At 70.1% G+C, this 17,054-nt stretch carries 14 protein-coding genes; 4 read left to right on the forward strand and 10 right to left on the reverse strand.

Annotated features, from left to right (window positions below):
- Positions 1-15 precede the first annotated feature (15 nt).
- Positions 16-1,314: a phenylacetate--CoA ligase family protein gene (locus AC5L3Z_RS25210; protein WP_494845510.1), complete on the forward strand. Its 1,299-nt coding sequence runs from the start codon at positions 16-18 to the stop codon at positions 1,312-1,314.
- A 64-nt stretch (positions 1,315-1,378) separates the two neighbouring features.
- Here AC5L3Z_RS25210 and AC5L3Z_RS25215 read toward each other — a convergent pair whose 3' ends face one another.
- Positions 1,379-2,614 (reverse strand): polysaccharide biosynthesis protein, encoded by a 1,236-nt coding sequence (locus AC5L3Z_RS25215; protein ID WP_494845511.1) that lies wholly within the window; start codon positions 2,612-2,614, stop codon positions 1,379-1,381.
- A 187-nt stretch (positions 2,615-2,801) separates the two neighbouring features.
- Positions 2,802-4,013 (reverse strand): glycosyltransferase family 4 protein, encoded by a 1,212-nt coding sequence (locus AC5L3Z_RS25220; RefSeq protein WP_494845512.1) that lies wholly within the window; start codon positions 4,011-4,013, stop codon positions 2,802-2,804.
- 43 nt (positions 4,014-4,056) lie between these two features.
- On the opposite strand from AC5L3Z_RS25220, the gene AC5L3Z_RS25225 reads away from it, so the two are divergent.
- Positions 4,057-5,706, forward strand: a complete 1,650-nt coding sequence (locus AC5L3Z_RS25225; RefSeq protein ID WP_494845514.1) for a hypothetical protein — start codon at positions 4,057-4,059, stop codon at positions 5,704-5,706.
- A 177-nt stretch (positions 5,707-5,883) separates the two neighbouring features.
- On the opposite strand, the gene AC5L3Z_RS25230 is transcribed toward AC5L3Z_RS25225, so the two are convergent.
- Genes AC5L3Z_RS25230 through AC5L3Z_RS25240 form a run of 3 tightly spaced genes read right to left on the reverse strand, consistent with a single transcriptional unit; the run spans position 5,884 to position 9,148 of the window.
- On the reverse strand, positions 5,884-6,798 hold the full coding sequence (locus tag AC5L3Z_RS25230) for a dTDP-4-dehydrorhamnose reductase family protein (RefSeq protein ID WP_494845515.1): 915 nt from the start codon (positions 6,796-6,798) through the stop codon (positions 5,884-5,886).
- Positions 6,795-8,108 carry a glycosyltransferase family 4 protein gene (locus tag AC5L3Z_RS25235; RefSeq protein WP_494845516.1) on the reverse strand — a complete coding sequence of 438 codons (1,314 nt, stop codon included), beginning with the start codon at positions 8,106-8,108 and terminating at the stop codon, positions 6,795-6,797. The genes AC5L3Z_RS25230 and AC5L3Z_RS25235 overlap by 4 nt, the downstream gene beginning before the upstream one ends.
- A complete protein-coding gene (locus tag AC5L3Z_RS25240; protein WP_494845518.1) occupies positions 8,105-9,148 on the reverse strand; it encodes a polysaccharide biosynthesis protein in 1,044 nt (347 codons plus the stop codon). The genes AC5L3Z_RS25235 and AC5L3Z_RS25240 overlap by 4 nt, the downstream gene beginning before the upstream one ends.
- Before the next feature lie 243 nt (positions 9,149-9,391).
- Between AC5L3Z_RS25240 and wecB the strand changes: the two genes are divergently transcribed.
- Positions 9,392-10,504 carry a non-hydrolyzing UDP-N-acetylglucosamine 2-epimerase gene (wecB, locus tag AC5L3Z_RS25245; protein ID WP_494845644.1) on the forward strand — a complete coding sequence of 371 codons (1,113 nt, stop codon included), beginning with the start codon at positions 9,392-9,394 and terminating at the stop codon, positions 10,502-10,504.
- Positions 10,505-10,586: 82 nt separating this feature from the next.
- Here wecB and AC5L3Z_RS25250 read toward each other — a convergent pair whose 3' ends face one another.
- The 4 genes from AC5L3Z_RS25250 to AC5L3Z_RS25265 all read right to left on the reverse strand — a co-directional run bounded on the left by AC5L3Z_RS25250 (position 10,587) and on the right by AC5L3Z_RS25265 (position 15,354).
- A complete protein-coding gene (locus AC5L3Z_RS25250; RefSeq protein WP_494845519.1) occupies positions 10,587-11,231 on the reverse strand; it encodes a NeuD/PglB/VioB family sugar acetyltransferase in 645 nt (214 codons plus the stop codon).
- The gene (locus AC5L3Z_RS25255) at positions 11,228-12,373 is read right to left on the reverse strand and encodes a DegT/DnrJ/EryC1/StrS family aminotransferase (RefSeq protein WP_494845520.1); all 1,146 of its coding nucleotides are present in this window, start codon (positions 12,371-12,373) and stop codon (positions 11,228-11,230) included. The genes AC5L3Z_RS25250 and AC5L3Z_RS25255 overlap by 4 nt, the downstream gene beginning before the upstream one ends.
- 22 nt (positions 12,374-12,395) lie before the next feature.
- Positions 12,396-13,082, reverse strand: a complete 687-nt coding sequence (locus AC5L3Z_RS25260) for a sugar transferase (RefSeq protein WP_494845645.1) — start codon at positions 13,080-13,082, stop codon at positions 12,396-12,398.
- Between the two features lie 142 nt (positions 13,083-13,224).
- Positions 13,225-15,354 (reverse strand): acyltransferase family protein, encoded by a 2,130-nt coding sequence (locus AC5L3Z_RS25265; RefSeq protein ID WP_494845522.1) that lies wholly within the window; start codon positions 15,352-15,354, stop codon positions 13,225-13,227.
- 281 nt (positions 15,355-15,635) lie between these two features.
- Between AC5L3Z_RS25265 and AC5L3Z_RS25270 the strand changes: the two genes are divergently transcribed.
- Positions 15,636-16,628, forward strand: coding sequence for a DUF389 domain-containing protein (locus AC5L3Z_RS25270; RefSeq protein ID WP_494845523.1), 993 nt, complete (start codon positions 15,636-15,638; stop codon positions 16,626-16,628).
- On the opposite strand, the gene AC5L3Z_RS25275 is transcribed toward AC5L3Z_RS25270, so the two are convergent.
- Entirely contained in the window at positions 16,591-17,025 is a 435-nt protein-coding gene (locus tag AC5L3Z_RS25275) for a hypothetical protein (RefSeq protein ID WP_494845524.1), read from the reverse strand. The genes AC5L3Z_RS25270 and AC5L3Z_RS25275 overlap by 38 nt on opposite strands.
- Between the last annotated feature and the right edge of the window lie 29 nt (positions 17,026-17,054).

Here is a 17,054-nt window from a genome sequence, read left to right on the forward strand (position 1 = left end):
AAGGTGTATGCGTTGATGCGGTCGAAGGTGATGTTCGCGGAGCGTCGTCGGCAACTCGCCCGGAAGATCGCCCTGCACGACGAGCGGCTGTCCCGTGCGGACATCGAGCAGATCCAGGTCGAGCGATTCAACAAGGTGTGGGCGTACTGCACGACGCAGGTGCCGTTCTACCGGTCGTGGCGTCGGGAGCACGATCTGCCCGAGCGCATCCGCCGCCCCTCTGACCTCCGTCACTTTCCGATCCTCGACAAAGAGGTGCTGATCCGTCGGTCCGCGGAGGTGTTCCAGGGCGGGTCGATCAGACAGGCCTACAGCACCGGCGGGAGCACCGGTCAGCCGACCCGCTTTCCGAAGGCCGCGAACGAGGTGATCGGCCGATGGGTGAACAACTACCTCGGCCGGTCCTGGTGGGGAATCCAGCCGTTCGAGCCGCAGGTGCTGCTCTGGGGGCACGCGCACCTGTTCGGCAGTGGGCTGCGTGCTCGGGTCGCCCAGGCCGAGCGGGCAGCCGCCGATCGGCTGGTGAACATGACCCGCCTGAACGCCTACGACCTCAGCGAGCCCGCGCTGCGCTCGCACCACCTGGCCCTTCGGGACCGGAACCCGGTGGCACTGGTCGGATACACCTCGGCGGTCTTCAAACTCGCCCGATACATCGAACGGAACGGCTTCGACCTGGGCGACAAGAGCCGGCTCCGCTCGGTGATCCTCTGTGCGGAGACGGCCAGCGACGCCGACCTCGCGATGATCGAGCGGGTCTTCGGAGCCCACGCCGTCATCGAGTACGGCGCCGCGGAGACCGGCGTCATGGCGATGTCCCGGGAGAGGTCCAGAGCCATCCGCGTCATCTGGGACAGCTTCATCTGCCTGGTGCCGGAGAGCCGGTCACTGGTGGTGACCACCCTCGACGACCGCCTCTTTCCTCTGATCAACTACTCGATCGGCGACTGCGTCGAGCCGACCGACGTCGTCGACGGGAACGCGTTGGAGTTCCGCTCGATACTGGGCCGGCGGCAGGAGATCGTCCAGGTGGCGGCCGCGCAACGGATCCTCGATCTCTCCCCGATCCTGCCGGTCCACATCCTCAAGACCTATCCCGGGATCGTCGGAGTCCAGTTCCGTCAGGAGCGGCCGGACGCCCTGCACATCTACGTGCAGGCGGACCAGGAGTTGGACCTGGACGCGGTGAGCCGGTTCTTCGTTCGTGAACTGCGCAAGGACCACCCGGATCTCCGGGCCGACTCGATCACGTTCCACCAGGTCGCCGAACAGGCACGAACCCGGGCCGGAAAGCACGCCTTGTTCGTGCCCTGACCCGGCCGGCACGCGGGTCGCCGGGCTGACTCTCGGCGGGCATGGCCGGCACGGGCGCCGCTCGTCACCGGCCGGTCGCCCGGGCCAGCCGTGGTCGGCTTTCCCGATCGTCGGTCCGGCGTCCTCTCCTGCTTTTTCGTCCGTACCGCCGGAAGGCGGCCAGCCCGAGGAGAGCAGCCGCGACGAGTGCTTCCGCGACGCTGGTCGTCACGGCCGCACCCGCGGGAGCGAGTGTCACAGCTTGGACGAGCAGCCCTCCGGCGACGAGAAGTGCGATGGACAGAGCCACCCGGGTGGCGGCAGGGTAGCTGCCGTCGCCGATGCGGTTCAGCGCGACGGCCCGGTTGACCGTGGCGAACGGGAGGGCGAGCGCCAACAGCTGCAACCAGACCGCCGATTCGGGAATCGGCAGGCCGAGCAGAGTGGTGGCGATCCAGGGAGCCCAGGCGACGACGCCCACGGCGATCAGCGTCGCGGCGGTCACGGAGATCACCTCGGCGTCCCGACTGACCGCTCCGGTCGGCCCCAGCTTGTGCCGCCGTCGCGTACGGACCGCCATCGGCACCCGGAGCCCGCTGAAGACGACGGCGACCAGCGCCTGGTAGATGCTCGTCAAGGCACCGAAGCAGCCCACCACGAGCGGGCTGGCGACCAGCGAGAGCGCGATCGTGGCGGCTCGCCCGGTAAACGCGTCCGCGAGGCTGTAGGTGAACAGTTGGCGGTTCAACCGGAAGGCCCGTCCCGCCGACGAGAGCGACAGCCCGCTCCACAGCGGGCGGGCGCTGGACGAGCCGCGGCAGACCAGCGCCTCGGTCGTGAGCAGGTAGGCGGCTGCGCCGGCCGCCAGGGCGATCGTCAGCGGCGCGCCGGCGATCAGCAGCAGCAGCGCGAAGAGTCGGGTGGCGGTCAGCGCGGCCGAAGCCGCGAGGAACCTCATCTGGCGGACGAGATCGCTGAAGCGCAGCTCGGCGAGGCTGTTCAGGATCATCACGCCCCCGCCGCTCAGCAGGGCTGCCGTTGCGTACCCTCGGCCGCCGTACAGCCAGGCGAGCAGCACGGTGGCGCCGGCCATGGCCGGCACCGCGAGCAGCAGGCGCTGACTGCGGACGCTCCGACGTTCGTCCTCGTCCCCCGTGGCGTACAGGAGTGACGAGCCACCCATGATGAGAATCGCCACCCAGGTCAGGGCGGCGGTCATGACGCTGTAGGCGGCGATCTCGCCGGTCTGCCCCTGCCGGGCGCTGTACGCGAGTATCCCGGCGTTGAGCACGCCACTGACCAGGCTCGCCGCCGACGCCACGATGGCGTTCGAGCGGACTCCTCCAGGGCGGGCCCGGCGGCCCAACCGGGGAGGTGCGGTGGGTGAGGGAATTGTCCGCTCCCGCGTCAACCAGTCGTCCTTTCTCGGCGAACCGCTCCGGAGGCTGACAGCCGTGGGCTGGTCGATCGCCGGTGAGGCGGTGGACGGTCGGCCAGGCGCTCAGGCGTCACTGGCCTCCGGCGGTCAACCTGACTTGATCGAGGATGTTCGGGCCCGCCGCCCTGGTGCGCCAGGACCGGTACGCCTCGCCCGCCGCACGGCGGGCGCGAAGCCGTTCCTCCGCCGTCGACTTCGCCACCCGGTCGAGCTGCTCGGCCAGGGCGGCCGGCGTGAGGTCCGCCAGCACCGTTCCCCCACCGGTCCGGAGCACCGGGCTCCATGGCGTCTGGTCCGAACAGATGACCGGACAGCACGCGGACAGGCTTTCGGCGATGACGTGTCCGAAGTTCTCTCCCCGGGTCGGAAAGACGAACGCGTCGTACCGGGCGAACGTGGGGCGGACCTGATCCGGTGTCAACTCACCCCGGTACGTGAAGGTCACGACCGGGGGAAGTTGCGTGGCGAGTGTGCGACACGCGGACCAGTAGCTCTCGTCCTCCAGGGGGCCGTAGACGTCGAACACCACCGGCCGCGTCATCTGAGCGAGCGCGGCGACCACCATCGCCAGGTTCTTGACCGGGCTGACCCGGCCGACGAAGACGAGCCGCACCGGCTCGCCGGTCTCGACCGGCGGCATCGGCTCGGCGGGGAGCGAGACCTCATTTTGGCGGATCTCTATCCGGGCCCAGGGAAAGGCGCTCCGGATCAGCGTCGCCTCGTGTGCGCTGGTGGCGTGCCAAAGCACCTGGGACCATCTGAGAAATGGCCGCCACACCCGCAGGAACCGCCTTTTCTTGCTGGCCTTGGCATTCAGTGCGCTCTGGGCGAGTTCGCCCCGCGGCGCGATGAGGATCTGCTTGACACGGATGAGGTGGAACCGAGCCGCGAGGATCGGCAGTATCGAGGAGGTCGCCCAGAGGCTGTTGACGTACAAGAGATCGAAACGGCTGGACCGGAGGTCCCGCGCCAGCGCGAACCAGTGCCGTGGACGAGCCGGGTCGAGATAGTAGACCCGCGTCCGACCGCGCCGGACCCACCGGCCGGAAAGACCAGCGTACGGCTCCGTCGAGCCGAGGTCCCGGTCCCTGGTCACCAGGGTCACCTCTACCGATGGCGACACGACGTCGAGCAGTTGCGCGATGGACCGGACGGGCCCTCCGGCGCGGAATCCCGGCTCGAAGAACTCGCACGCCAACAGCACCCGGAACGGCCGGGAAGGGGCCGGCGATTCGCCTTTCTCCCCGGGTTGGCCGGTCGATCGCCATTGGCGGAGCGTCACGGTCGACCCCGCCGGACCGCGAGTATTGTTCGAGGCTGATTCCATGCTGTTGTCGACGGGGATGCCGGAGGGTTCAGCCATGCCTGCCCAACGACGCTATGCGCGCGCGGGTGACGCCGGAACTGCTCCGTGCGGAATCGCCGGAAGACAATATCGCGAGATGCCTGCCCGTATAGGCTCGACTGCCATGGAGCCACTGATCGGCGCGCCCTCCGTGGTGGGCGCAACTCGGCATGCGCGTTCGCACCGCGGGCATGGTCCCGCTGGCGGCGGGCCCGCCCGGGGACACCAGCCCGGCCCGGCCCGACGTGTGTTCACCGGCGTGGCGTGGCTCGGAGCGGGCGTGGCATGTGTCGTCCTCGATCCGGTCACGCCGACCGGCTGGGGGCACGACGGAGCGGCGGCACTGAGCGTGCTGGCGATCATGTTCGGCGGTTGGCTGTTCTACCGTCATGGAGGTAGCCGGATAACGGCGGTGGGGGTCTACAGCCTCGCCTTCGCGCTCTTCGTCGGCTTCGGCGGTCTGTACCAGGCCATGAAGGCATCGACGAACGACCCCGGTGCCCCGCTGTTCACCGTTGCGGCCATCTGCTTCTTCGGCCAGGTGACGACGTGGCTGTTCTTCTGGGGCAGAGAGCCGTCCCCGCCACCTGCCGGTGCCGCCCGGGCGGACGCGAAGACGGCGGGATGGGCGGTGACGTACGGTTGCGTCCTGCTGGTCGTCGCGGTCGCCACGTCGAGGGTGGCGCAGCAGATGGTGCCCCTGGTCGACTCGGCGGGGTTCGTCGGCGTCCTGCTCCTGGGAGCGGGCTTGCTGCGTGGTCCGTTGGGACGATGGACAGTGTTCTGTGGAGCCCTGGTCGCCGTGGCTTTCGGTGTCTACTTCACATACTTGTTCAACGGCTTCGGTCGGATCGTCATCGGGACCCTCGGGCTCGCGTTGCTGGTCGTCCTGGCACACCGGGACGGGCGGCGGTACACGAAGGCGGCCGTGCTCCTCGGGGCGGCACCGGTCCTGCTGTTCCTCGCCGGGATTCGGGCCAGCGACCCCGGCGGACCGGCGCCCACGGTCGACCCGGACGGATTCGGGTCCGCGGTGAGCCCGATCCATTCGTTCGCCCGGCTGCTGCACCTGGACGCGGCCGGGATGCTGCCCCGTGGCTTGGGGGAGACCTTCTTCAATTCGTCCGTCGCCCTGATTCCCCGTTCGCTCTGGGCCGACAAGCCGGTCGGCTTCGGCGCTGATCTGGTGCCGTTCCTGTCGCCCGAGCTGGTCGGCACGGAACACTCCTCGGCAGCGCTGTGGCATGGGGAATGGTTGTTCAACTTCGGTCTGCTCGGCCTGGCACTGATGATTCCGGTGACCGGTCTCGCCGTGAGAGGTGTCGACCGGCTGCTCGCCTGGGCGTCCTCCCGGCCGCTGGCCACACCCCGCGCGATGGGCGCCTACGTCGCCTCGGTCCTCGCCGTCGTGGGGCTGTTTGACCTCGTCTGGGTCGGCAGCTTCACCTACGTCGCGCGCACCGGCGGTCGCCTGGTCGTGCTGGCCGTGTTGGTCGCGGCGCTGGGGTGGCTCTCCCTGCGCCGGACCGAACCGGAGATCTGGGCCGGACCAGGATTCGATCAGCGGACTCAGCGGCCGACCGCCCGGTTGGTCTCGTCGGCCCCCGGCCCCGGCGACCGACGGTCCTGATCTTCGTGCTCGAGCGACGGCGACTCGACGTCCCGCGGGGGTGAAGCCCGGCGGACCGCTGTGGACAACTGCGCGTGAGACAAGCGATCCACCGTCCGCCGAGTGGCGGGCGGTGGATCGTGTGCGACGAACCGGTACCTGGAACGGCAGGCTGCCTACGGAGCTGGCGCCGGCCGGTTATCGGTGGGCGGCGTTCCGTTCGTCGATACCGACGCGGACACCCGCCCACCCGGACGCCGCGGTGTGGAGCTGGGCGATCATCTCCGGCCAGGCTGGAGGCCGGTAACCCGTCATTGCGAAGAACGCCGCGGCCGACAGCGAACGGTCACAGACGACCGCGTCGTGGGGGACGATCCGTCCCGTCCAGCCGTACGTCCGTGCGATCAGGCGCAGGAGGTCGTACTTCGAGACGGGTGTGGCGGCGATGTGGTACAGGCCGGCCAGGTCCTCCCGCGGTATCACGATCGACCGCAGCAGCCGGGCGAACTCGACGGTGGTGACGCCGCTGTAGATCGCCTTGGTGTAGCCGGTGACGACGCCGCTCTGGGCCAGGAACCAGTCGACGAGCGAACGGGCGCTCTCGAGCTCGTGACCGATGATGGAGGTGCGGAGGGTCAGCGCAGGCGGGGCGCTCGTCTCGCCCAGCAGTTTCGACCGTCCATACAGATCTGGTGGGTCGGGGATGTCCGTCTCCACGTAACCGCCCCGGTCTCCGGAGAAGACACAGTCGGTGCTGACGTGGATGAGGCGTACGTCCCGGCCGTGACACTCCTGCGCCAGGAGATGCGGAAACAGGGAATTGACGGCGATGGTGCGCACCGCGTCCTGGGCCTCGGGCCGTTGCTTGATCACACCGACGCAGTTGACGACCACGTCCGGCCGGACCTCCTGCAGCAGCAGCCCGAGGTGATCCCGCTCCAGGACGTCCAGGCCCGGGGTGATCCGCGCCGCTACGTCGGCCGGGAAGGCGCCGGCCGGTACGGGGCGCCGCGCCGCACCGTACACCTCGATGTCGGCGGCGCCGCTGAACTCCTGCATCAGTGTGTGGCCGAGCATCCCGGTGGCCCCCAGGACCAGCACCCTTCGGCTCATGTCCGCTCCCGCTTCCGCCGCAGGCTCCTGCCCCTCTGCGCGGCAGCCGCGAGCAGATCGGCGAGTACCTGCGAATTGATCGCTTCGCTCATGGTCGTCCGGTAGTAGTCGTGCCCCGCCCGTCCCAGGGCCCGCAGGCGATGCCGCGGTGTCCCGTGCGCCAGGCGGATGGCCTGGGCCAGCCGCACCGGGTCACCCGGTGGCGACGTGAATCCCGCGCCGGCGTCTCGCACGGCTCGCGCCGCGTCTCCCGGCGCGCAGCACAGGACGGGTAGGCCGCAGGCGAGGATCGCCTGCACCTTGCTCGGCATGGTGATCCGGAACAGTGCCTCGTCCGCCAGTGTCACGAGCTGGATGTCGGTGGCGGCCATCACGGCCGGCATCCGCTGCGGCTCGAGCTGGTCGAGAAAGTGAACCGAGCGCAGCCGCAGGTCGCCGGCCAGGGACCGCAGGGCGGGCTTGCTGACCCCGTCCCCGACCAGCACCAGGTGAACGTCGGGCAGGTCGCGCAGGTCGGCCATCGCCCTGATGGCGACATCCAGATTCTGCGCCGCGCCGTGGTTGCCGCCGTACATGATCACGAAGTCTTCGGTGGCCAGGCCAAGGCGGGCCCGAAACGCCGGGTCGGGCTCGGTCGGTTGCATGAGCTTCTCGTCGGCCCAGTTGTAGACCACCGACACCTTGTCCGCGGGCACGCCACGAGCCACGACCGTCTCGCGCAGCCCGGGAGAGGGAACCGTGACATGGTCCGCCCAGCGGTAGGTCCAGTCGGTGAACCGGCCCAGCGCCGCCTCGGCCAGCCGACGGGTGGTTCCGTCGTTGAGGAAACCGGTGGCGAACACCGAGTCCGGCCACAGGTCCATCACCATCAACACGTACGGCGTCCGCCACCGGAGCCGGGCCGCCATGGCGGCGGTGGCCGCGGTCGCCGGAGACGAGTAGACGAGTGCCACGTCCGCGGTGCGCAGGACGGGCGCGCCGAGGAGCGCCGACGTCGTCGCCCAGCTCAGGTAGTTGGCGGCGCGACCGATCGTCGAGTGGTCGTGACTGGGGTAGAGCGGGGATCGCACCACCCGTAGCCCGTCGTGGCTCTCGACGGTCCTGCGGCGCGCCGAGTAGCCCTGGTGAACCTTCCCGGTCGGGTAGTTCGGCACGCCGGTCAGCACGTCCACGGCGAACCCCTGCTGGCGTAGCGAGCGCGTGATGCCCAGCGGGATGGTGGTCGGCTCCGGTGGGAACCACTGACTGACCATGGCCACCCGGTCGGGCCGATCCCGGTCCTCGGGGCGCTGCCCCGTCCGCCCGCTCACGCCAGGCTGACGGGGGCCGGGATGTCGTCGAGCTGTTCCCGGAGCTCGGGCAGGGTCAACAGCATCGACATGATCTCCGGGACGTCGAGCCGCCGGGCGTTGTGCGAGTTGTAGTCGACCTGGTGGCCGCGACTGGTGTCGCCCTCGTCGAAGTACAGGGAGTAGTTGAGGTCCCTGCTGTCCACCGGGATTCGCAGGAACTCGCCGAGGTCCTGGGCACGGGCCAGGTCCTCCCGGCTGGCCAGCGTCTCGTACAACTTCTCGCCGTGCCGGATCCCGAGGACGTCGAACTTCGCCGGCACCCCGAACAGGTTGCACAGCGCGGTGGCGAGGTCTCCGATGGTGCAGGCGTCCGCCTTGCGGACGAAGACGTCGCCCGGCTCGCCATGTCGAAACGCGTGTTCCACCAGCTCGACCGACTGGTCGAGCGACATCAGGAACCGGGTCATCGTCGGCTCGGTCACCGTCATCGGCACGCTGTTCCTGATCTGCTCGATGAAGAGCGGAATGACCGAGCCTCGGGAGTACATGACATTGCCGTAGCGAACGCAGCAGACCCGCGTCCGGGCGTCCGGGTTGTTGCGGGAGTGGGCCTGGGCGACCTTTTCCATCAGCGCCTTCGTCATGCCCATCGCGTTGACCGGATAGACCGCCTTGTCGGTGCTCAGCAGCACCAGGGCCTCGACCCCGTTGCGCTCGCAGGCATCCACCACGTTGGCGCTGCCCACCACGTTCGTCCGGACCGCCTCGAGCGGGAAGAACTCGCAGGAGGGGACCTGCTTGAGCGCCGCGGCATGGAAGACGAACTCGATGCCCCGGCTGGCCTTGAGCACGCTGTCGTAGTCGCGGACGTCCCCGACGTAGTAGCGGACCCGGTCGTCGCGGAGCCGGTGCCGCATGGCGTCCTGCTTCGACTCGTCGCGGCTGAGGACGCGCACCTCGGAGGCGCCCGAGTCCAGCAGGCGGGTGACCATCGTCTGTCCGAAGGAGCCGGTCCCGCCGGTGATCAGGAAACGTCGGTCCGATAGCGAGGAAGTCACATCTCCTCCAGTCCTCCCCGACGACGGTCAGGGGAGATTGCGGTTCTGGTCGATCCGGACGATACAACCGAATGACGGCCTTGAGCCCCAAAACCACTAAAACGGCCATGGATTTTAAATGAGATCAATTACGATCAAAAGGCCGCCACCGTCGACTGCCCCGATTCGTTGTTTCAACGATCAGAGTGCCGGCTTGGGGGCGAGCCGGCGCCGGGCCGAAGGGGTGCAGACATGACACGGGTGATGACGGTGGTAGGGACCCGACCGGAGATCATCCGGTTGTCCCGGATCGTGAATCGACTCGATGACGCCGTGGAGCACGTTCTCGTGCACACCGGCCAGAACTGGGACACCGCCCTCTCGGACGTCTTCTTCAAGGAGTTGGGGCTGCGCGAGCCGGACCGGTTCCTCCGGGTCGACACGTCGTCACTGGGACGGGTGCTGGGCGGCGTGTTGGTCGGCATGGAAGCGGCCATCGCCGAGCTGCGGCCGGACGCGCTGCTGGTGCTCGGGGACACCAACAGCAGCATCGCCGCCCTGATGGCCCGGCGGATGCGGGTGCCCGTCTACCACATGGAGGCCGGCAACCGCTGCTTCGACCTCAACGTGCCGGAGGAGACGAACCGGCGCCTGGTCGACCACATCGCCGACTTCAACCTCGTCTACAGCGAGCATGCCCGGCGCAACCTGCTCGCCGAGGGACTGCATCCGCGTCGGGTGCTGCACACCGGTTCGCCGATGCGGGAGGTGCTGGACCACTACCGTACGGACATCGAGGAGTCGTCGATCCTGCGTCAGCTCGGTCTCGAACCCGGTGGCTACTTCGTCGTCAGCGCCCACCGGGAGGAGAACGTCGACCAGCCGGCCCGGTTGCGTCGGCTGCTGGAATGTCTGCGCGCCGTACGCCAGACCTGGGGACTGCCGGTGCTGGTCTCCACCCATCCGCGCACCCGGAAGCGGTTGGCGGCCCTGACCGACGTTGATCTCGGCACCGACGACATCACCTTCCACGAACCGTTCGGGCTCTTCGACTACGTACGCCTGCAGACCCAGGCCCGGTGCACGCTGTCCGACAGCGGCACGATCAGCGAGGAGGCGGCGATTCTCGGCTTCGCCGCGGTCACGCTGCGCGATGCGATGGAACGACCGGAGGCGCTCGACGCCGGTGGCATCATCATGACCGGCCTCGAGCCGGCCGGCGTGGTCGAGGCGGTCGGGGTGGCGATCGACCAGGTCGGCGTGGGCGGCGTGCCCTGTCCGGCGGACTACCAGGTGACCGACACCTCCCGTCGGGTGGTCAACTTCATCCTCTCGACCGTGCGTCGGCACCACGACTGGGCGGGCATCCGGCGCTGACCGGACGCAGACCGGCAACCGGTACGCGGTTGCCGGCCCGGAGCCTGCAGCGGGTCCGGCGCGGACGCCGACACCTGCGAGATCAGCGGGCCGGCACGCCCTTGACCACCGCGCCATCCGGCACGTCCCGGACTACGCAGGCGCCCGCCCCGACGGTGCTGTCCCGGCCGACGCGCAGGCCCTGCAGCACGGCGGCGGTGGTGCCGATCAGCACGCCCTCGGCGAGGTGGCAGTCGCCGGAGACGGCGGCGAGCGGATTGACCGAGACGTAGTCGGCGAGGCTGCTGTCGTGGCCCACGGTGGCGTTCTGATTGAGATGCACGTGGCGGCCGATGGTGACGTTGGTGGTGACCCGAGCCCCGGCGAAGGCGACGAACCCCGGTCCGTACTCCGTGTCCGGCCCGATCGTCGCGGCCGGGTGGACGACGCTGGCCGCCGGCGTGCCGTACCCGTCGACACGTCGTCCGACGGCACGCCGGACCCGCGGATCCCCGATGCCGATGACGTGGTGGGTGTCCGTGGGCGCGTCGCGGAGCCAGTCGATCCCGCCAAGGTAGGACAGGTCCAGTTGGTGCACCCGCTTGATGTTCTCCTCGGAGGGGCGGTCGTCGACGAAGCCGAGCAGGCGCCAGCGTGGCTGTCCGGCGCCGGCGTCCATCGCTCGGGCGATTGTCGACACCTCCCGGCCGTGGCCACCGCAGCCGACGACCACCAGTGGAATCGTCACGCCGTCGCCCCGCTCCGAGCGGCCAGGAACTCGTCGATCGCGCCGAGCACGGTCGCGATCTCTCGCTCGGTGAGGGCGCTGCCGCTCGGCAGGGTCAAGCCGTCGGCGAACAGGCCGTCGGCCGCCCCGGTCAGCAGGCTCTCGGCCTCGGCGTAGGCCGGTTGCCGGTGCATCGGCTTCCACACCGGTCTTGTCTCAATGCCCCGGACGGCCAGATGTGCGGCGAGGTCTCCGGGCCCCCAGCCGGACCGCTCCGGCTCGACTCGGATGACGGTGAGCCAGCAGTTCGATCCCGCGTCCTCCGCGCCGATCAGCTCGACTCCGGGCACCGCTGCGAAGAGCTTCGCGTACCGGTCGCGCAGCTGCCGGCGGCGTGCGATCATCGCGTCCAGCCGGACCAGCTGGGCCCGGCCCAGCGCGGCCAGCAGGTTGCTCAGCCGGTAGTTGTAGCCGACCTCGCGGTGTTCGTAGTGCGGTGTTGGCTCGCGGGCCTGAGTGGCGAGGTGTCGGGCCCGAGCCAGCAGCGCCGCGTCGTCGGAGACCAGCATCCCGCCTCCGGAAGTGGTCATGATCTTGTTGCCGTTGAAGGAGAAGGCGCCGATCTGGCCGAACGAGCCGGCGGGCCGCTCAGCATGGGTGGAGCCGAGAGCCTCGGCGGCGTCCTCCACCACCGGTACGCCCGCGTCGGCGCAGACCGGCAGGAGCGCGGTGTAGTCGACGCAACTGCCGAACATGTCGACCGGCACGACCGCGCCGATCCGGTGGCCGCGGGACCGTAGCTGGTGCAGCAGCTCGGCCACGAGGGCGACATCGACGTTGCCGGTGCGCGGGTCGCAGTCGACGAAGACCGGCCGGGCGCCGGTGTACCGCACCGCGTTCGCGGTGGCGACGAAGGTCAGCGTCGGCACGACGACGAGGTCATTGGGCTCGACTCCGAGACCAAGCAGGGCCAGGTGCAGGGCCGCGGTGCCGGAACTCACCGCGACCGCCCCCCGGGTGCCCACCCGCGCGGCGACCTCGCCTTCGAACGCGTCGAGGTCCGGACCGACCGGCGCGACCCACCCCGACCGCAGGGCGGCGACCAGGTACGACTCCTCCAACGGCCCGACGTCGGGCGGTGACAGGTGGATGTTCCGATTCATCGGGCACCTCCGGGACGGGTCGTCATGCCGAGGTTGGATCCTGCCGAGGGGACGCCGACCTGTGCGGCGTGCCGAGGAACTCCGGGGCGGTGGCGGCGCCCTCGGCGGAAATTCCCTGCCGGCACAGCACCGTCCGGACGGTCGCGACGAGGATGGACAGGTCGAGCCGCAGGCTCCGGCCGTCCACGTACCGGACGTCGAGGTCGAGCTTCTCCTCCCAGCTCAGGCTGTTGCGGCCGCGTACCTGAGCCAGGCCGGTGACCCCCGGCCTCACCTCGTGTCGACGGGCCTGAGCGGGGGAGTAGCGATCGAGGTATTCGGGGAGCAGCGGTCGGGGGCCGACCAGACTCATGTCGCCACGCACCACGTTCCAGAGGGTGGGCAGCTCGTCGAGGCTGGTGGACCGCAACCAGCGACCCAGCGGGGTGAGCCGGTCGCCGTCACTGACCAGGCCACGACCCGGGTCGGGTGACCGCATGGTGCGAAACTTGGCCACCTCGAAGATGTGGCCGTGCAGCCCGGTCCGGCGCTGGCGGAACAGCACCGGCCGACCGAGCCCCACCGCGACCAGGACCGCCACCACCGCCATCACCGGCGCGAGAAGCACCAGCAGTGCGGTGGCCACTGTCACGTCGATGATCCGCTTGCCCCGGTCCGCCCGGGCCTGCTGTGCGGGGCGAGCGGGCGCCTTGACGAGGACTCCAGGCATCGGCACCGTTCCGACCTCCGCTGTGCAGGAGCAAAAACTGACGTACAGGTTTTATCACGCAGAAACGCCCACAGTTCGAACAATAAGACAGTCGCTAGGTAACCCCTCGGATCAACCGCACAAGTCGCGGCCAGGTCACGGGTCAGCTCTGGCGCGTTGCCGCGGCGGCCAGGGCGCTGTCGAGCCGCGGCGCGAGAGTCCGCGTGTAGGTGGCGGTGAGGTGGTTGGTGTCCCGGTAGACCAGTACGCCACCGATGACCGCCGGACAGCGGTCGCTGGGACAGATCGCGTCGTTGAGGTTGATCAGATGGACCCCCGACTGTCCCTCGGCGGCCCGCTCCTGGGCGATGCCACCCCCGGCGGCCAGCACCTCGTCACGTCGCGGGGCGCACCGGGTGAGCCGGTCCGGGTTGGCAGAGACGCACTCGACCGGGTCCCGACGGTGGTAGGGCGTGTCCCGGAGCACCACCACCGGCACTCCGATCCCGGTCATCTCCCGCCAGGTGTCCCGGAGACCGCGCGCCAGGATGTCGTGCGCGTCCCTGGTCACCAACTCGCCGTCGCGCACCATCAGGTAATGGGAGTTGCCCACCAGCAGCAGGTCCGGCGGGTCGGCGCGCAGTTGGCCGCGAACCCGCTGGTTCCACTCGGTGCAACTGGTGTACGGCCGCTGGTCGAGTGCCACCTCCATCGCGAGGAACGGACACGAGGACTTGGTGTGCGTCACCACGCGCCATTTCCGCTTCACCGCGACCGCCTCCAGCGCCGGCAGCCACTGCGCGGCGTGGGAGTCGCCGGCGAGCACGACGGTGTGAGAGGCGTCCTTGACGCCGTACACACAGTTCAGTGGCTCGCTGCTGTTCTGCTGGACATGGCAGCCGGTGCGGGTCGTCGCCGGTACGTCCTTCGCCGCGACCAGCGGGTCGGGAGTGATCGAGTCGACCCGGTCGACGGGCCTGCCGGCCTGGTCGCCCCGGGGCGACTTGCCCAGCACGGCAGCTCCTGGCGGTCCGGCCGGGGCGGGGGCGCTCGCCGACGCGCTGCTTCCGCCAAGTGGCGGCACCGCGGACGCGGGCAGCGGCGGTCCGGCCGGCGACAGGGCGGTCAGCTGAAAGAGCAGGCCGGCGACCAGTGCTGTACCCGTGCAGACGGCACCCAGGCGCAGTGCCAGCATCGGCTGCCAGTGCAAGGTCTGGGATCGGCGGATGGGGTTCTCGACGAAGTGGTAGGTGAGGACCGCCGGCACCGCGGAGAGCGCAACCACCGCCAGGCGCGCGGACGCGCCCAGCTCGCCGAACCGGTAGTCGGCGACGATCAGCAGCGGCCAGTGCCACAGGTACAGCGAATACGACACCGCTCCGACGCCGCGCATTGGCGGCAGGCTGAGCAGCCCGGCCGGTCCGGCCCGGCCGGCGGCCACCGCGAAGGCGATCACCACCGCCGTGCCACCGGTGGGCAGCAGGGCGACGTACCCGGGGAAGGCGGACGCGGAGTCGAGCAGGAAGGCCGAGGCGGCCACGGTGGTCAACCCGGACCAGGCGAGCACGACGGCCAGCGCACGCGGGGTGCGGTGCAGTCGAGCGCCGACGATGGCCACCGCACCGCCCAGGGCGAGCTCCCAGATCCGGGTGGTGGTCACGAAGTACGCCGGTGCCGGATCGGCCGAGGTCAGGAACACCGACCAGGCGAAGGACGGCAGGGCCACCACGGCGACCCCGGCCAGCAACACCCCTCGGCGCAGCCGTCGCCGGCCACTGACGACGGCCAACCCGAGCAGCAGCAGCGGCCAGATCAGGTAGAACTGCTCCTCGACGCTGAGCGACCAGTAGTGCTGCAGGGCGCTGGGTGCCTGGTCGACGAACATGTAGTCCACCGACTGCTCGGCGAGCCGCCAGTTCATCACGTACAGCGCGCTGCTGACCACGTCCCAGGCGGTGGTGGAGAAGCGGACCTTCGGCAGGAGCAGGTACGTGAGCGGCAGGGTGGCCACGAGCACCAGGCCGGCGGCGGGCAGCAGCCGCTTCGCCCGTCGGGCGTAGAAGCCGACCAGAGAGATCCGTCCGGTGCGGTCGAGTTCCTCGACGAGCAGTCCGGTGATCAGGAAGCCCGAGATCACGAAGAAGACGTCCACGCCGACGAAGCCGCCGGGGATGAACTGACTTCCGGCGTGGCCGACCAGCACCAGGATGACCGCCAGGGCACGCAGTCCCTCGATGTCACCCCGGAAGGACGCCCGCGATGGGGCCTCCGGCCTGCTTCTTGTCTGCGTCATTGTCCCGCCCCGAGCTGGAGATGCGGTGCCTAGGGGTTATATCCCCTAAACGCACCTATGCCGGGTTCTCGCCCGGCCTGGCTCCGTGTCGGCATCTTGTCAGTGCTCGACCGCCCACGGGTCCTGGCCGGATCCCTGTTCGTCCGGTAGTGGACAACGAGGGCCGACATCGGGAGGGTGCGCGAGGTCGGGGGCTGAGGCGGACACAAACGCCGTCGTGGTGGGTGAGGTCACCGAGTGGCAGTAGAGTCCTCGGCGGTCGATCGGGCGAGGGGAGAGCCGTGCTGCACCTCCGGGTGATCGCGCCCCCCGACCAGTCGTCGGCCGTGGCCGACCTGCTCACCGCCGATCCCGGTGTCACGCACCTCGTCGTGCTGCCGGGGGCCGCCCGGCGGCCCGAGGGCGACCTGATCCTCTGCGACGTGGTCCGCGAGCGGGCCGACAACGTGCTCCACGGCCTCCAGCAACTGGGGGTGGTGGCGCGCGGTGCGGTGGCCGCCGCCGACGTCGAACTGACCCTCTCCCACGCGGCGGACCGGGCCGCCGAGAAGGCGCCGGGCAGCGGAGCCGACGCGGTGATCTGGGACGAGGTCGCCGCCAAGACCGGTGAACAGACCGAGCTCTCCGCCACGTACCTCGTCCTGCTCATGGTCGCCACCATGATCGCCGGGATCGGGGTGCTGCTCGACCAGCCGATCCTGATCGTCGGCGCGATGGTGGTCGGGCCCGAGTTCGGCCCGCTCGCCGCCCTCTGCGTGGCGCTGCTGCGCCGCCAGGGCCGGATCGTCGGCCGATCGGTGCAGGCTCTGGTGGTCGGTTTCCTGGCCGCGATGGTGGCCACCGCGCTGAGCACCTGGGCGTTGACCGCGGCCGACCTGGTCAGCCGGGACATGCTGCTGGCGGAACGGCCGCTGACCGATTTCATCTGGCGCCCGGACGCGCTCTCCTGGGTGGTCGGCCTGCTCGCCGGTGTGGCCGGGATGCTCTCCCTGACCTCGAAGAAGTCCGGATCCCTGGTGGGCGTGCTGATCTCGGTCACCACGGTGCCGGCCGCCGCCAACGTCGCCGTCGCCGCGGCCTACGGAGTCTGGTACGAGGCGGCCGGTTCGGCGCTCCAGCTCGTGATCAACCTCTGTGCCATCGTGCTCGCCGGGCTGGCCACCCTCGGCGTGCAGCAGCTCTGGTGGCGGCACGTCGGACGTCGGGAGAAGCGGCGGCAGACCGCCGGCCGGCCGGTCACTCCCAGTCGTCGCCAGCCTCCAATCGACGGGTGAGCAGGTCCCGCAGCGGGATGGACTCGCCGTCCCGCCCGCCCCGGCCGACGATCAACGGTGGCAGGTCCGGTCGCGGGTCGACGCCGAACAGCCGGGCACGCAGGCCGGGCGGCACGGTCAGCAGGTGGAAGCGGCCCTCGGTGTCCACCGCGCGGGTGCGGGCGCGGTCCACGTACCAGCCGGAGAGCCGGGTCCGGTAGCGGCTGCGGCCGTCGTACCCGCGGGCGACCAGCCGGGTGGTCCGCAGGCCCCGCCGGGTCGCCTCGGCGGCGAACCAGGCCACCAGCTCCGCGGCCGCCGCGTGCTCGGCCGCCCGCTGCCGCTCGTCGGCCGCCGCGTGCGCCCGTACCGCCTCCCGCCGCCGCTCCCGCCACTCACGGCCGTCGTCCGCACCCATGCCGAGACGGTACGCCGTCCGCGCCGCCG

The organism is Micromonospora sp. LZ37, from assembly GCF_059359015.1.

Excerpts from the sequence above, each read along its gene's own strand:
- AC5L3Z_RS25230 (WP_494845515.1), bottom strand. The coding sequence starts at position 6,798 with ATGAGCCGAAGGGTGCTGGTCCTGGGGGCCACCGGGATGCTCGGCCAC.
- AC5L3Z_RS25265 (WP_494845522.1), bottom strand. The coding sequence starts at position 15,354 with ATGACGCAGACAAGAAGCAGGCCGGAGGCCCCATCGCGGGCGTCCTTC.
- AC5L3Z_RS25225 (WP_494845514.1), top strand. The coding sequence starts at position 4,057 with ATGCTGTTGTCGACGGGGATGCCGGAGGGTTCAGCCATGCCTGCCCAA.
- wecB (WP_494845644.1), top strand. The coding sequence starts at position 9,392 with ATGACGGTGGTAGGGACCCGACCGGAGATCATCCGGTTGTCCCGGATC.
- AC5L3Z_RS25260 (WP_494845645.1), bottom strand. The coding sequence starts at position 13,082 with ATGCCTGGAGTCCTCGTCAAGGCGCCCGCTCGCCCCGCACAGCAGGCC.
- AC5L3Z_RS25210 (WP_494845510.1), top strand. The coding sequence starts at position 16 with ATGCGGTCGAAGGTGATGTTCGCGGAGCGTCGTCGGCAACTCGCCCGG.
- AC5L3Z_RS25275 (WP_494845524.1), bottom strand. The coding sequence starts at position 17,025 with ATGGGTGCGGACGACGGCCGTGAGTGGCGGGAGCGGCGGCGGGAGGCG.
- AC5L3Z_RS25255 (WP_494845520.1), bottom strand. The coding sequence starts at position 12,373 with ATGAATCGGAACATCCACCTGTCACCGCCCGACGTCGGGCCGTTGGAG.